Origin of the sequence: Enterobacter cloacae complex sp. P47BA, assembly GCF_014930485.1 — a bacterium.
In the GTDB taxonomy this organism is placed as follows: domain Bacteria; phylum Pseudomonadota; class Gammaproteobacteria; order Enterobacterales; family Enterobacteriaceae; genus Enterobacter; species Enterobacter bugandensis.
The window spans coordinates 13598-26132 of record NZ_JADBRF010000032.1 but is presented as its reverse complement, the minus strand read 5'-3'; the positions used below and the strand labels follow the sequence as shown (position 1 = coordinate 26132).

Below are 12535 nucleotides of genomic sequence, written 5' to 3'. Positions count from 1 at the left end.
GATGGACGACGGTCTGCGTTTCGCAATCCGTGAAGGCGGCCGTACCGTTGGCGCGGGCGTTGTTGCTAAAGTTCTGGGCTAATTAATTATCCCTGAATAAAAAAGGACGCTTCGGCGTCCTTTTTTGTTTTCTGTACCTTTCCTTGTCACAAAATTTCGCATTTTTTAACCGCTCCCGGCCCGTATCCTGGCGTATGTGCTATTGTAATCATAACCATTCTCACTTACACTTTGCGCATATTTTGAACGGGAGTCTCTATGTACGTTTGTTTATGTAATGGTGTAAGCGACAAGAAAATTCGTCAGGCCGTTCGCCAGTTTCAGCCACAATCTTTCCAGCAGCTTCGCAAATTTGTTCCGGTGGGAAATCAATGCGGTAAATGCGTTCGCGCAGCGCGTGAGATCATGCAGGACGAACTGATGCAGATCCCGGAATTCAAAGAGATCGCGTAAGCCTCTATCTTTTTTTTGACATCCCCGTAGCCCGTTCTACGCTTCAATGAGTGGAAGCGGAGGGACTATATAATGAAAGGTGATGTTAAAATCATAAGTTATCTCAATAAATTATTGGGAAATGAGCTTGTCGCAATCAACCAGTACTTTCTTCACGCGAGAATGTTTAAAAACTGGGGTCTGACACGTCTGAATGACGTTGAGTACCATGAATCTATAGATGAGATGAAACACGCCGATAAATACATCGAGCGTATCTTATTCCTTGAAGGCATCCCAAACCTGCAGGATCTCGGCAAGCTGGGCATCGGTGAGGATGTCGAAGAGATGCTGCGTTCTGACCTCCGGCTGGAGCTGGAAGGTGCGAAAGATCTGCGTGAAGCCATTGCTTATGCTGACAGCGTCCATGACTATGTGAGCCGCGATATGATGATCCAGATCCTTGCCGATGAAGAAGGCCACATTGACTGGCTGGAAACCGAGCTGGATCTCATTAGCAAAATTGGCCTTCAGAACTACCTACAGTCTCAGATCAAAGTGGAAAATTAATCAGATTTTCCCATCCAACGCATAAACCCGCTGCTGCCAGAAATGGTCCAAAAGGCAGTGGGTTTTTTAATGCTCCTTTATCTGAGGTGAGAAATGAAAAAACAAGAATGCAAAGCAGCGCCATAAGTGCGGCGAGTAACGCCAGCGTAGGCAGTATGCACCAGCCATGCCACGCACCAAGTCCTGCCAGATACTTCACATCGCCATATCCCATTCCTTCCCGCCGGCAGATAAGCCGATAGCCCCAGTAAATCAAGGCAAAACCAAGATATCCAGCCACCGCCCCCATTACGGCACTCGGCAGAAAATCAGGATGGATAAAGACCTGGTAGAGCAGGCCCGTCCAGAGCAGCGGGCAGAGAAATTTATCGGGCAGCAAACCGTCGCGAATATCAGCGCGTACGAGTAGGGCCGTCAGAGAAAAATAGATCATCAGGAAGGGGAGGGTGGTTAGCATGGAAAAGGCCTCAAAAGGTTTTGAGCGCATACTCGTTACAATCTGCCTGTCCGGCAACGCACAAAAACAGCAATTGCGTAGCAGCTTCAAATAAAAAAATTCAGAAAGGATATACGGCGTAAAAAGTTGCGCAGTCCTACGCATACTGAGCCTTTGACGCTTAATTTCTAAACGGCACTTGCGTCTTTCTCTGATTTACGTATAATGCGCGGGCTTGTCGTAATTGACGGCGGGTTCAATCAGAACCAGAGTAGCTCATTTTGTTACTCAACAATGCTCCCAATTGGGGGGCTACGTAAGAACGGTTACACTCTCCCATCAATCGTAATGGGTTTGAGGAGTAATCATTTTCGTTTATAAAATAATTGGAGCTCTGGTCTCATGCAGAACCAAAGAATCCGTATCCGCCTTAAAGCGTTTGATCATCGTCTGATCGATCAATCAACCGCGGAAATCGTCGAGACTGCTAAGCGCACTGGTGCGCAAGTCCGTGGTCCGATCCCGCTGCCGACCCGCAAAGAGCGCTTCACCGTTCTGATCTCCCCGCACGTCAACAAAGACGCGCGCGATCAGTACGAAATCCGCACTCACAAGCGTCTGGTTGACATCGTTGAGCCAACTGAGAAAACCGTTGATGCTCTGATGCGTCTGGATCTGGCTGCCGGTGTAGACGTGCAGATCAGCCTGGGTTAATCAGGTCATCGAGCGATTGAGAGGTTGAAACAATGATTGGTTTAGTCGGTAAAAAAGTGGGTATGACCCGCATCTTCACTGAAGATGGCGTTTCTATCCCAGTAACCGTAATCGAAGTTGAAGCAAACCGCGTTACTCAGGTTAAAGATCTGGCTAACGATGGCTACCGCGCTATTCAGGTTACCACTGGTGCTAAAAAAGCTAACCGTGTAACCAAACCAGAAGCGGGTCACTTCGCTAAAGCTGGCGTAGAAGCTGGCCGTGGTCTGTGGGAATTCCGTCTTGCTGAAGGCGAAGAGTTCACCGTAGGTCAGGACATTAGCGTTGAGCTGTTTGCTGACGTTAAAAAAGTTGACGTAACCGGTACCTCTAAAGGTAAAGGTTTTGCTGGTACCGTTAAGCGCTGGAACTTCCGTACCCAGGACGCTACTCACGGTAACTCCTTGTCTCACCGCGTTCCGGGTTCTATCGGTCAGAACCAGACTCCGGGCAAAGTGTTCAAAGGCAAGAAAATGGCAGGTCAGCTGGGTAACGAACGTGTAACCGTTCAGAGCCTGGACGTAGTACGTGTTGACGCTGAGCGCAACCTGCTGCTGGTTAAAGGTGCGGTCCCGGGTGCAACCGGTAGCGACCTGATCGTTAAACCAGCTGTGAAGGCGTAAGGGGATAGCAATGGAATTAGTATTGAAAGACGCGCAGAGCGCGCTGACTGTTTCCGAAACTACCTTCGGTCGTGATTTCAACGAAGCGCTGGTTCACCAGGTTGTTGTTGCTTATGCAGCTGGTGCTCGTCAGGGTACTCGTGCTCAGAAGACTCGTGCTGAAGTAACTGGTTCTGGCAAAAAGCCATGGCGCCAGAAAGGTACCGGCCGTGCGCGTTCAGGTTCTATCAAGAGCCCGATCTGGCGTTCAGGTGGCGTGACCTTCGCTGCGCGTCCACAGGACCACAGTCAAAAAGTTAACAAAAAGATGTACCGCGGCGCGCTGAAAAGCATCCTGTCCGAACTGGTACGTCAGGATCGTCTGATCGTTGTCGAGAAGTTCTCTGTTGAAGCGCCTAAAACTAAGCTGCTGGCACAGAAACTGAAAGACATGGCTCTGGAAGATGTGCTGATCATCACCGGTGAGCTGGACGAGAACCTGTTCCTGGCCGCACGTAACCTGCACAAGGTTGACGTACGCGATGCGACTGGTATCGACCCGGTTAGCCTGATCGCCTTCGACAAAGTCGTAATGACTGCTGATGCTGTTAAGCAAGTTGAGGAGATGCTGGCATGATTCGTGAAGAACGTCTGCTGAAGGTGCTTCGCGCACCGCACGTTTCTGAAAAAGCGTCTACTGCGATGGAAAAAACAAACACCATCGTTCTCAAAGTTGCTAAAGACGCGACCAAAGCAGAGATCAAAGCTGCTGTGCAGAAACTGTTTGAAGTCGAAGTCGAAGTCGTTAACACCCTGGTAGTTAAAGGGAAAGTTAAACGTCACGGACAGCGTATCGGTCGTCGTAGCGACTGGAAAAAAGCTTACGTCACCCTGAAAGAAGGCCAGAACCTGGACTTCGTTGGCGGCGCTGAGTAAGTCGGAGGAGTAATACAATGGCAGTTGTTAAATGTAAACCGACATCTCCGGGTCGTCGCCACGTAGTTAAAGTGGTTAACCCTGAGCTGCACAAGGGCAAACCTTTTGCTCCGTTGCTGGAAAAAAACAGCAAATCCGGTGGTCGTAACAACAATGGCCGTATCACCACTCGTCACATCGGTGGTGGCCACAAGCAGGCTTATCGTATTGTTGACTTCAAACGCAACAAAGACGGTATCCCAGCAGTTGTTGAACGTCTTGAGTACGATCCGAACCGTTCCGCGAACATCGCGCTGGTTCTGTACAAAGACGGCGAACGCCGTTACATCCTGGCCCCTAAAGGCCTGAAAGCTGGCGACCAGATTCAGTCTGGCGTTGATGCTGCAATCAAAGCAGGCAACACCCTGCCGATGCGCAATATCCCGGTTGGTTCTACCGTTCATAACGTAGAAATGAAACCAGGTAAAGGCGGTCAGCTGGCACGTTCCGCTGGTACTTACGTTCAGATCGTTGCGCGTGACGGTGCTTATGTCACCCTGCGTCTGCGTTCTGGTGAAATGCGTAAAGTCGAAGCAGACTGCCGCGCTACTCTGGGCGAAGTTGGCAATGCTGAGCATATGCTGCGCGTTCTGGGTAAAGCTGGTGCTGCACGCTGGCGTGGTGTTCGTCCTACCGTTCGCGGTACTGCGATGAACCCAGTCGACCACCCACATGGTGGTGGTGAAGGTCGTAACTTTGGTAAGCACCCGGTAACTCCGTGGGGCGTTCAGACCAAAGGTAAGAAGACCCGCAGCAACAAGCGTACTGATAAATTTATCGTACGTCGCCGTAGCAAATAATTTTAGAGGATAAGCCATGCCACGTTCTCTCAAGAAAGGTCCTTTTATTGACCTGCACTTGCTGAAGAAGGTAGAGAAAGCGGTGGAAAGCGGAGACAAGAAGCCCCTGCGCACTTGGTCCCGTCGTTCAACGATCTTTCCTAACATGATCGGTTTGACCATCGCTGTCCATAATGGTCGTCAGCACGTTCCAGTCTTTGTAACCGACGAAATGGTTGGTCACAAACTGGGTGAATTCGCACCGACTCGTACTTATCGCGGCCACGCTGCTGATAAAAAAGCGAAGAAGAAATAAGGTAGGAGGAAGAGATGGAAACTTTAGCTCAACATCGCCATGCTCGTTCTTCTGCACAGAAGGTTCGCCTTGTTGCTGACCTGATTCGCGGTAAGAAAGTGTCGCAGGCCCTGGACATCCTGACCTATACCAACAAGAAAGCTGCGGTATTGGTCAAGAAAGTACTGGAATCTGCCATTGCTAACGCTGAACACAACGATGGCGCTGACATCGACGATCTGAAAGTCGCGAAAATTTTCGTAGATGAAGGCCCAAGCATGAAGCGCATTATGCCGCGTGCGAAAGGTCGTGCAGATCGCATCCTGAAGCGCACCAGCCACATTACTGTGGTTGTGTCCGATCGCTGAGACTCTGGAGACTAGCAATGGGTCAGAAAGTACATCCTAATGGTATTCGCCTGGGTATTGTAAAACCATGGAACTCTACCTGGTTTGCGAACACCAAAGAATTCGCTGACAACCTGGACAGCGATTTTAAAGTACGTCAGTACCTGACTAAGGAACTGGCTAAAGCGTCTGTATCTCGTATCGTTATCGAGCGTCCAGCGAAGAGCATCCGTGTGACTATTCACACTGCTCGTCCTGGCATCGTTATCGGTAAGAAAGGCGAAGACGTAGAAAAACTGCGCAAGGTCGTAGCGGATATCGCTGGCGTTCCTGCACAGATCAATATCGCTGAAGTTCGTAAGCCTGAACTGGACGCTAAATTGGTTGCTGACAGCATCACTTCTCAGCTGGAACGTCGTGTTATGTTCCGTCGTGCTATGAAGCGTGCTGTACAGAACGCAATGCGTCTGGGCGCTAAAGGTATCAAAGTTGAAGTTAGCGGCCGTCTGGGCGGCGCGGAAATCGCACGTACCGAATGGTACCGTGAAGGTCGCGTACCGCTGCACACTCTGCGTGCTGACATCGACTACAACACCTCTGAAGCGCACACCACTTACGGTGTAATCGGCGTTAAGGTATGGATCTTCAAAGGTGAGATCCTGGGTGGTATGGCTGCTGTTGAACAACCGGAAAAACCGGCTGCTCAACCTAAAAAGCAGCAGCGTAAAGGCCGTAAATAAGGAGCGTCGCTGATGTTACAACCAAAGCGTACAAAATTCCGTAAAGTGCACAAAGGCCGCAACCGTGGTCTGGCGCAGGGTACGGATGTTAGCTTCGGCACTTTCGGTCTGAAAGCTGTTGGCCGTGGTCGTCTGACTGCACGTCAGATCGAAGCAGCACGTCGTGCAATGACCCGTGCAGTTAAGCGTCAAGGTAAGATCTGGATCCGTGTATTCCCGGACAAACCGATCACCGAGAAGCCACTGGAAGTTCGTATGGGTAAAGGTAAAGGTAACGTGGAGTACTGGGTTGCCTTGATCCAACCGGGCAAAGTCCTTTATGAAATGGACGGTGTTCCGGAAGAGCTGGCCCGTGAAGCCTTCGGCCTGGCAGCAGCGAAACTGCCTATCAAAACCACCTTTGTAACTAAGACGGTGATGTAATGAAAGCAAAAGAGCTGCGTGAAAAAAGCGTTGAAGAGCTGAACGCTGAGCTGCTGAACCTGCTGCGTGAGCAGTTCAACCTGCGCATGCAGGCTGCAAGTGGCCAGCTGCAACAGACTCACCTGCTGAAGCAAGTGCGTCGCAATGTTGCACGCGTTAAGACTTTACTGACTCAGAAGGCGGGTGCGTAATGACCGATAAAATCCGTACTCTGCAAGGTCGTGTTGTTAGCGACAAAATGGAGAAATCCATTGTTGTAGCTATCGAACGTATTGTGAAACACCCGATCTACGGTAAATTCATCAAGCGTACGACCAAACTGCACGTACATGACGAGAACAACGAATGTGGTATCGGCGACAAGGTTGAAATCCGTGAATGCCGTCCACTGTCCAAGACTAAGTCCTGGACGCTGGTTCGCGTTGTAGAGAAAGCGGTTCTGTAATACAGTACGCCTTCTCAATACGAATAAACGGCTCAGCGATGAGCCGTTTATTTTTTCTACCCATATTGCAGAAGCGGTGTTATAATGCCGCGCCCTCGATATGGGGCTTTTTAACGGCTCTGATTTTAGAGTCTCAGGTAGTAGTTGACATTAGCGGAGCACTAAAATGATCCAAGAACAGACTATGCTGAACGTCGCCGACAACTCCGGTGCACGTCGCGTAATGTGTATCAAGGTTCTGGGTGGCTCGCACCGTCGCTACGCAGGCGTAGGCGACATCATCAAGATCACCATCAAGGAAGCAATTCCACGTGGTAAGGTCAAAAAAGGTGATGTGCTGAAGGCGGTAGTGGTGCGCACCAAGAAGGGTGTTCGTCGCCCTGACGGTTCTGTCATTCGCTTCGATGGTAATGCATGCGTTATTTTAAACAATAACAGCGAGCAGCCTATCGGCACGCGTATCTTTGGGCCGGTAACTCGTGAACTTCGTACTGAGAAGTTCATGAAAATTATCTCTCTGGCACCAGAAGTACTCTAAGGAGCGAATCATGGCAGCGAAAATCCGTCGTGATGACGAAGTTATCGTGTTAACCGGTAAAGATAAAGGTAAACGCGGTAAAGTAAAAAATGTTCTGTCTTCCGGCAAACTTGTCGTTGAAGGTATCAACCTGGTTAAGAAACATCAGAAGCCGGTTCCGGCCCTGAACCAACCAGGCGGCATCGTTGAAAAAGAAGCTGCTATTCAGGTTTCTAACGTTGCAATCTTCAATGCGGCTACCGGTAAGGCTGACCGTGTAGGCTTTAGATTCGAAGACGGCAAAAAAGTCCGTTTCTTCAAGTCTAACAGCGAAACTATCAAGTAATTTGGAGTAGTACGATGGCGAAACTGCATGATTACTACAAAGACGAAGTAGTTAAGAAACTCATGACCGAGTTTAACTACAATTCTGTCATGCAAGTCCCTCGGGTCGAGAAGATCACCCTGAACATGGGTGTTGGTGAAGCGATCGCTGACAAGAAACTGCTGGATAACGCAGCAGCTGATCTGACAGCAATCTCCGGTCAAAAACCGCTGATCACCAAAGCACGCAAATCTGTTGCAGGCTTCAAAATCCGTCAGGGCTATCCGATCGGCTGTAAAGTAACTCTGCGTGGCGAACGCATGTGGGAGTTCTTTGAGCGCCTGATCACTATTGCTGTTCCACGTATCCGTGACTTCCGTGGCCTGTCCGCTAAGTCTTTCGACGGTCGTGGTAACTACAGCATGGGTGTCCGTGAGCAGATCATCTTCCCAGAAATCGACTACGATAAAGTCGACCGCGTGCGTGGTTTGGATATTACCATTACCACTACTGCGAAATCTGACGAAGAAGGCCGTGCTCTGCTGGCTGCCTTTGACTTCCCGTTCCGCAAGTAAGGTAGGGTTACTGAATGGCTAAGCAATCAATGAAAGCACGCGAAGTAAAGCGCGTAGCTTTAGCTGATAAATTCTTCGCTAAACGCGCTGAACTGAAAGCGATCATTTCTGATGTGAACGCTTCCGACGAAGATCGTTGGAATGCGGTTCTCAAGCTGCAGTCTCTGCCGCGTGATTCCAGCCCGTCTCGTCAGCGTAACCGCTGTCGTCAAACAGGTCGTCCACATGGTTATGTGGGCAAGTTTGGGTTGAGCCGTATCAAACTGCGTGAAGCCGCCATGCGCGGTGAAGTGCCAGGCTTGAAAAAGGCTAGCTGGTAATTACCAATTGAATCACGGGAGTAAAGACAGATGAGCATGCAAGATCCGATCGCGGATATGCTGACCCGTATCCGTAACGGTCAGGCCGCGAACAAAGTTGCGGTCACCATGCCTTCCGCCAAGCTGAAAGTGGCAATTGCCAACGTGCTGAAGGAAGAAGGTTTTATCGAAGATTTTAAAGTTGAAGGCGACACCAAGCCGGAACTGGAACTTACTCTCAAGTATTTCCAGGGTAAAGCTGTTGTAGAAAGCATTCAGCGTGTCAGCCGCCCAGGTCTGCGCATCTATAAGAAAAAAGATGAGCTGCCAAAAGTTATGGCTGGCCTTGGTATCGCAGTTGTTTCTACCTCTAAAGGTGTTATGACTGATCGTGCAGCGCGCCAGGCTGGTCTTGGTGGCGAAATTATCTGCTACGTAGCCTAATCGGAGGAAAGAATGTCTCGTGTTGCTAAAGCACCGGTCGTTATTCCTGCCGGCGTTGATGTAAAAATCGACGGTCAGGTTATTACGATCAAAGGTAAAAACGGCGAGCTGACTCGTACCCTCAACAAAGCTGTTGAAGTTAAACATGCAGATAACGCTCTGACCTTCGGTCCACGTGATGGTTTCGTGGATGGATGGGCTCAGGCTGGTACCGCGCGTGCCCTGCTGAACTCAATGGTTGTTGGTGTTACCGAAGGCTTCACTAAAAAGCTTCAGCTGGTTGGTGTAGGTTATCGTGCAGCTATCAAAGGGAATGCAGTAGGCCTGTCTCTGGGCTTCTCACACCCTGTTGAGCATCCGCTGCCGGCCGGTATCACTGCAGAATGTCCGACTCAAACTGAAATCGTGCTGAAAGGCGCTGATAAACAGCTGATCGGTCAGGTTGCAGCAGATCTGCGCGCCTACCGTCGTCCTGAGCCTTACAAAGGCAAGGGTGTTCGTTACGCCGACGAAGTCGTGCGTACCAAAGAGGCTAAGAAGAAGTAAGGTAACACTATGGATAAGAAATCTGCTCGTATCCGTCGTGCGACCCGCGCACGCCGCAAGCTCAAAGAGCTGGGTGCAACTCGCCTGGTGGTACATCGTACCCCGCGTCATATTTACGCACAGGTAATTGCACCGAACGGTTCTGAAGTTCTGGTAGCTGCTTCTACTGTAGAAAAAGCTATCTCAGAACAATTGAAGTACACCGGTAACAAAGACGCCGCTGCAGCTGTAGGTAAAGCTGTTGCAGAACGCGCTCTGGAAAAAGGCATCAGCAATGTTTCCTTTGACCGTTCCGGGTTCCAATATCATGGTCGTGTCCAGGCACTGGCAGATGCTGCCCGTGAAGCTGGCCTTCAGTTCTAAGGTAGAGGTGTAAGATGGCTCACATCGAAAAACAGGCTGGCGAACTGCAGGAAAAGCTGATCGCGGTAAACCGCGTATCTAAAACCGTTAAAGGTGGTCGTATTTTCTCCTTCACAGCTCTGACTGTAGTAGGCGATGGTAACGGTCGCGTTGGTTTTGGTTACGGTAAAGCGCGTGAAGTTCCAGCAGCGATCCAGAAAGCGATGGAAAAAGCCCGTCGCAATATGATTAACGTCGCGCTGAACAACGGCACCCTGCAGCACCCAGTAAAAGGTGTTCACACGGGTTCTCGTGTATTCATGCAGCCAGCTTCAGAAGGTACCGGTATCATCGCCGGTGGTGCAATGCGCGCCGTTCTGGAAGTTGCTGGAGTTCATAACGTTCTGGCTAAAGCATATGGTTCCACCAACCCGATCAACGTGGTTCGTGCAACTATTGATGGCCTGGAAAATATGAATTCTCCAGAAATGGTCGCTGCCAAGCGTGGTAAATCCGTTGAAGAAATTCTGGGGTAATTGACCATGGCAAAGACTATTAAAATCACTCAAACCCGCAGTGCAATCGGTCGTCTGCCGAAACACAAGGCAACGCTGCTTGGCCTGGGTCTGCGTCGTATTGGTCATACCGTTGAGCGCGAGGATACTCCTGCTGTTCGTGGTATGGTCAACGCGGTTTACTTCATGGTTAAAGTTGAGGAGTAAGAGATGCGTTTAAATACTCTGTCTCCGGCCGAAGGCTCTAAAAAGGCGGGTAAACGCCTGGGTCGTGGTATCGGTTCTGGCCTCGGCAAAACCGGTGGTCGTGGTCACAAAGGTCAGAACTCTCGTTCTGGCGGTGGCGTACGTCGCGGTTTCGAGGGTGGCCAGATGCCACTGTACCGTCGTCTGCCGAAGTTCGGCTTCACCTCTCGCAAAGCAGCGATCACAGCGGAAATCCGTCTGTCTGACCTGGCGAAAGTTGAAGGCGGCGTTGTAGACCTGAACACGCTGAAAGCGGCTAACATTATCGGTATTCAGATCGAGTTCGCGAAAGTGATCCTGTCTGGTGAAGTTTCTACTCCGGTAACTGTTCGTGGCCTGCGTGTTACTAAAGGTGCTCGTGCTGCTATCGAAGCTGCTGGCGGTAAAATTGAGGAATAAGTAGCAGATGGCTAAGCAACCGGGATTAGATTTTCAAAGTGCCAAAGGTGGATTTGGCGAGCTGAAACGCAGACTGCTGTTTGTTATCGGCGCGCTGATTGTGTTCCGTATTGGCTCTTTTATTCCGATCCCTGGTATCGATGCCGCTGTACTTGCCAAACTGCTTGAGCAACAGCGAGGCACCATCATTGAAATGTTCAACATGTTCTCTGGTGGTGCTCTCAGCCGTGCTTCTATCTTTGCTCTGGGTATTATGCCGTACATTTCGGCATCGATTATTATCCAGCTGCTGACGGTCGTTCATCCGGCCCTGGCAGAGCTGAAGAAAGAAGGGGAGTCTGGACGTCGTAAGATTAGTCAGTACACCCGTTACGGTACTCTGGTGCTGGCAATATTCCAGTCGATCGGTATTGCTACCGGTCTGCCGAATATGCCTGGTATGCAGGGCCTGGTATTAAACCCAGGCTTTGCATTCTATTTCACCGCTGTTGTTAGTCTGGTCACAGGGACGATGTTCCTGATGTGGCTCGGCGAACAGATTACTGAGCGTGGTATCGGTAACGGTATCTCAATCATTATCTTCGCCGGTATCGTTGCGGGACTCCCGCCGGCCATCGCCCATACTATCGAGCAAGCGCGTCAAGGCGACCTGCACTTCCTCCTGTTGCTGTTGGTTGCAGTATTAGTATTTGCAGTGACGTTCTTTGTTGTCTTCGTTGAACGTGGTCAACGCCGCATTGTGGTGAACTACGCTAAGCGTCAGCAGGGTCGTCGTGTCTATGCTGCACAGAGCACACATTTACCGCTGAAAGTGAATATGGCGGGGGTTATCCCGGCTATCTTCGCTTCCAGTATTATTCTGTTCCCGGCAACCATCGCGTCATGGTTCGGGGGCGGTACTGGTTGGAACTGGCTGACAACAATTTCGCTGTATTTGCAGCCTGGGCAACCACTTTATGTGTTACTCTATGCGTCTGCGATCATCTTCTTCTGTTTCTTCTACACGGCGTTGGTCTTCAACCCGCGTGAAACAGCAGATAACCTGAAGAAGTCCGGTGCATTTGTACCAGGAATTCGTCCGGGAGAGCAAACGGCGAAGTATATCGATAAAGTAATGACCCGCCTGACTTTGGTTGGTGCGCTTTATATTACTTTTATCTGCCTGATCCCGGAGTTCATGCGTGATGCAATGAAAGTACCGTTCTACTTCGGTGGGACCTCACTGCTTATCGTTGTTGTCGTGATTATGGACTTTATGGCTCAAGTGCAAACTCTGATGATGTCCAGTCAGTATGAGTCTGCATTGAAGAAGGCGAACCTGAAAGGCTACGGCCGCTAATTGGTCGCCTGAGAAGTTACGGAGAGTAAAAATGAAAGTTCGTGCTTCCGTCAAGAAATTATGCCGTAACTGCAAAATCGTTAAGCGTGATGGTGTCATCCGTGTGATTTGCAGTGCCGAGCCGAAGCATAAACAGCGCCAAGGCTGATTATTTCGCATATTTTTCTTGCAAAGTTGGGTTGAGCTGGCTA

Annotated in this window: 27 protein-coding genes; 26 read left to right on the top strand and 1 reads right to left on the bottom strand. The window is 50.1% G+C overall.

Annotation, left to right across the window (positions count from 1 at the left end; all coding sequences use genetic code 11):
• The 3 genes from IM299_RS22225 to bfr form a co-directional block, all read left to right on the top strand.
• Positions 1-82, top strand: an 82-nt coding sequence (locus IM299_RS22225; RefSeq protein WP_000340867.1) for a hypothetical protein, incomplete at its 5' end; no start/stop codon positions are given.
• Positions 83-258: 176 nt separating this feature from the next.
• Complete coding sequence (gene bfd / locus IM299_RS22220) at positions 259-453, top strand: bacterioferritin-associated ferredoxin (protein ID WP_003863268.1); 195 nt, start codon at positions 259-261, stop codon at positions 451-453.
• A 72-nt stretch (positions 454-525) separates the two neighbouring features.
• Positions 526-1002, top strand: a complete 477-nt coding sequence (gene bfr, locus IM299_RS22215; RefSeq protein ID WP_028014636.1) for a bacterioferritin — start codon at positions 526-528, stop codon at positions 1000-1002.
• Here the strand turns inward: bfr and IM299_RS22210 are convergent.
• On the bottom strand, positions 986-1459 hold the full coding sequence (locus tag IM299_RS22210) for an A24 family peptidase (RefSeq protein WP_126818827.1): 474 nt from the start codon (positions 1457-1459) through the stop codon (positions 986-988). The genes bfr and IM299_RS22210 overlap by 17 nt on opposite strands.
• 381 nt (positions 1460-1840) lie before the next feature.
• On the opposite strand from IM299_RS22210, the gene rpsJ reads away from it, so the two are divergent.
• The 23 genes from rpsJ to rpmJ all read left to right on the top strand — a co-directional run bounded on the left by rpsJ (position 1841) and on the right by rpmJ (position 12492).
• Positions 1841-2152: a 30S ribosomal protein S10 gene (gene rpsJ / locus IM299_RS22205; RefSeq protein ID WP_001181005.1), complete on the top strand. Its 312-nt coding sequence runs from the start codon at positions 1841-1843 to the stop codon at positions 2150-2152.
• A 32-nt stretch (positions 2153-2184) separates the two neighbouring features.
• Positions 2185-2814, top strand: coding sequence for a 50S ribosomal protein L3 (rplC, locus tag IM299_RS22200; RefSeq protein ID WP_003863274.1), 630 nt, complete (start codon positions 2185-2187; stop codon positions 2812-2814).
• Between the two features lie 10 nt (positions 2815-2824).
• Positions 2825-3430: a 50S ribosomal protein L4 gene (rplD, locus tag IM299_RS22195; RefSeq protein WP_000424395.1), complete on the top strand. Its 606-nt coding sequence runs from the start codon at positions 2825-2827 to the stop codon at positions 3428-3430.
• Positions 3427-3729: a 50S ribosomal protein L23 gene (gene rplW / locus IM299_RS22190; RefSeq protein WP_000617546.1), complete on the top strand. Its 303-nt coding sequence runs from the start codon at positions 3427-3429 to the stop codon at positions 3727-3729. Before rplD ends, rplW begins: the two co-directional genes overlap by 4 nt.
• Positions 3730-3746: 17 nt before the next feature.
• A complete protein-coding gene (gene rplB, locus IM299_RS22185) occupies positions 3747-4568 on the top strand; it encodes a 50S ribosomal protein L2 (protein ID WP_000301859.1) in 822 nt (273 codons plus the stop codon).
• Between the two features lie 16 nt (positions 4569-4584).
• Positions 4585-4863 (top strand): 30S ribosomal protein S19, encoded by a 279-nt coding sequence (gene rpsS / locus IM299_RS22180; protein WP_001138117.1) that lies wholly within the window; start codon positions 4585-4587, stop codon positions 4861-4863.
• 14 nt (positions 4864-4877) lie between these two features.
• The gene (rplV, locus tag IM299_RS22175) at positions 4878-5210 is read left to right on the top strand and encodes a 50S ribosomal protein L22 (protein ID WP_002919773.1); all 333 of its coding nucleotides are present in this window, start codon (positions 4878-4880) and stop codon (positions 5208-5210) included.
• A 17-nt stretch (positions 5211-5227) separates the two neighbouring features.
• Entirely contained in the window at positions 5228-5929 is a 702-nt protein-coding gene (gene rpsC, locus IM299_RS22170) for a 30S ribosomal protein S3 (protein WP_000529945.1), read from the top strand.
• Between the two features lie 12 nt (positions 5930-5941).
• Positions 5942-6352 carry a 50S ribosomal protein L16 gene (gene rplP / locus IM299_RS22165; RefSeq protein ID WP_002919759.1) on the top strand — a complete coding sequence of 137 codons (411 nt, stop codon included), beginning with the start codon at positions 5942-5944 and terminating at the stop codon, positions 6350-6352.
• Positions 6352-6543: a 50S ribosomal protein L29 gene (gene rpmC, locus IM299_RS22160; protein WP_003863282.1), complete on the top strand. Its 192-nt coding sequence runs from the start codon at positions 6352-6354 to the stop codon at positions 6541-6543. Before rplP ends, rpmC begins: the two co-directional genes overlap by 1 nt.
• A complete protein-coding gene (gene rpsQ / locus IM299_RS22155; protein WP_008503489.1) occupies positions 6543-6797 on the top strand; it encodes a 30S ribosomal protein S17 in 255 nt (84 codons plus the stop codon). The genes rpmC and rpsQ overlap by 1 nt, the downstream gene beginning before the upstream one ends.
• A 166-nt stretch (positions 6798-6963) precedes the next feature.
• Entirely contained in the window at positions 6964-7335 is a 372-nt protein-coding gene (gene rplN / locus IM299_RS22150) for a 50S ribosomal protein L14 (protein WP_002919748.1), read from the top strand.
• Between the two features lie 10 nt (positions 7336-7345).
• A complete protein-coding gene (rplX, locus tag IM299_RS22145) occupies positions 7346-7660 on the top strand; it encodes a 50S ribosomal protein L24 (RefSeq protein WP_003863287.1) in 315 nt (104 codons plus the stop codon).
• Between the two features lie 14 nt (positions 7661-7674).
• Entirely contained in the window at positions 7675-8214 is a 540-nt protein-coding gene (rplE, locus tag IM299_RS22140; RefSeq protein ID WP_001096202.1) for a 50S ribosomal protein L5, read from the top strand.
• 14 nt (positions 8215-8228) lie between these two features.
• Positions 8229-8534, top strand: coding sequence for a 30S ribosomal protein S14 (gene rpsN / locus IM299_RS22135; protein WP_003863291.1), 306 nt, complete (start codon positions 8229-8231; stop codon positions 8532-8534).
• A 30-nt stretch (positions 8535-8564) separates the two neighbouring features.
• Positions 8565-8957, top strand: a complete 393-nt coding sequence (gene rpsH, locus IM299_RS22130; RefSeq protein WP_006178918.1) for a 30S ribosomal protein S8 — start codon at positions 8565-8567, stop codon at positions 8955-8957.
• Positions 8958-8969: 12 nt separating this feature from the next.
• On the top strand, positions 8970-9503 hold the full coding sequence (gene rplF, locus IM299_RS22125; protein ID WP_003863296.1) for a 50S ribosomal protein L6: 534 nt from the start codon (positions 8970-8972) through the stop codon (positions 9501-9503).
• Positions 9504-9512: 9 nt separating this feature from the next.
• Positions 9513-9866 (top strand): 50S ribosomal protein L18, encoded by a 354-nt coding sequence (gene rplR / locus IM299_RS22120; protein ID WP_003863297.1) that lies wholly within the window; start codon positions 9513-9515, stop codon positions 9864-9866.
• Positions 9867-9880: 14 nt separating this feature from the next.
• Positions 9881-10381 (top strand): 30S ribosomal protein S5, encoded by a 501-nt coding sequence (rpsE, locus tag IM299_RS22115; protein WP_003863299.1) that lies wholly within the window; start codon positions 9881-9883, stop codon positions 10379-10381.
• Between the two features lie 6 nt (positions 10382-10387).
• On the top strand, positions 10388-10567 hold the full coding sequence (rpmD, locus tag IM299_RS22110) for a 50S ribosomal protein L30 (protein ID WP_003863301.1): 180 nt from the start codon (positions 10388-10390) through the stop codon (positions 10565-10567).
• A gap of 3 nt (positions 10568-10570) precedes the next feature.
• Entirely contained in the window at positions 10571-11005 is a 435-nt protein-coding gene (rplO, locus tag IM299_RS22105; protein ID WP_014885468.1) for a 50S ribosomal protein L15, read from the top strand.
• 7 nt (positions 11006-11012) lie between these two features.
• The gene (gene secY / locus IM299_RS22100) at positions 11013-12344 is read left to right on the top strand and encodes a preprotein translocase subunit SecY (RefSeq protein ID WP_003863305.1); all 1332 of its coding nucleotides are present in this window, start codon (positions 11013-11015) and stop codon (positions 12342-12344) included.
• A gap of 31 nt (positions 12345-12375) precedes the next feature.
• Positions 12376-12492, top strand: coding sequence for a 50S ribosomal protein L36 (gene rpmJ / locus IM299_RS22095; protein WP_000868187.1), 117 nt, complete (start codon positions 12376-12378; stop codon positions 12490-12492).
• Positions 12493-12535 lie beyond the last annotated feature (43 nt).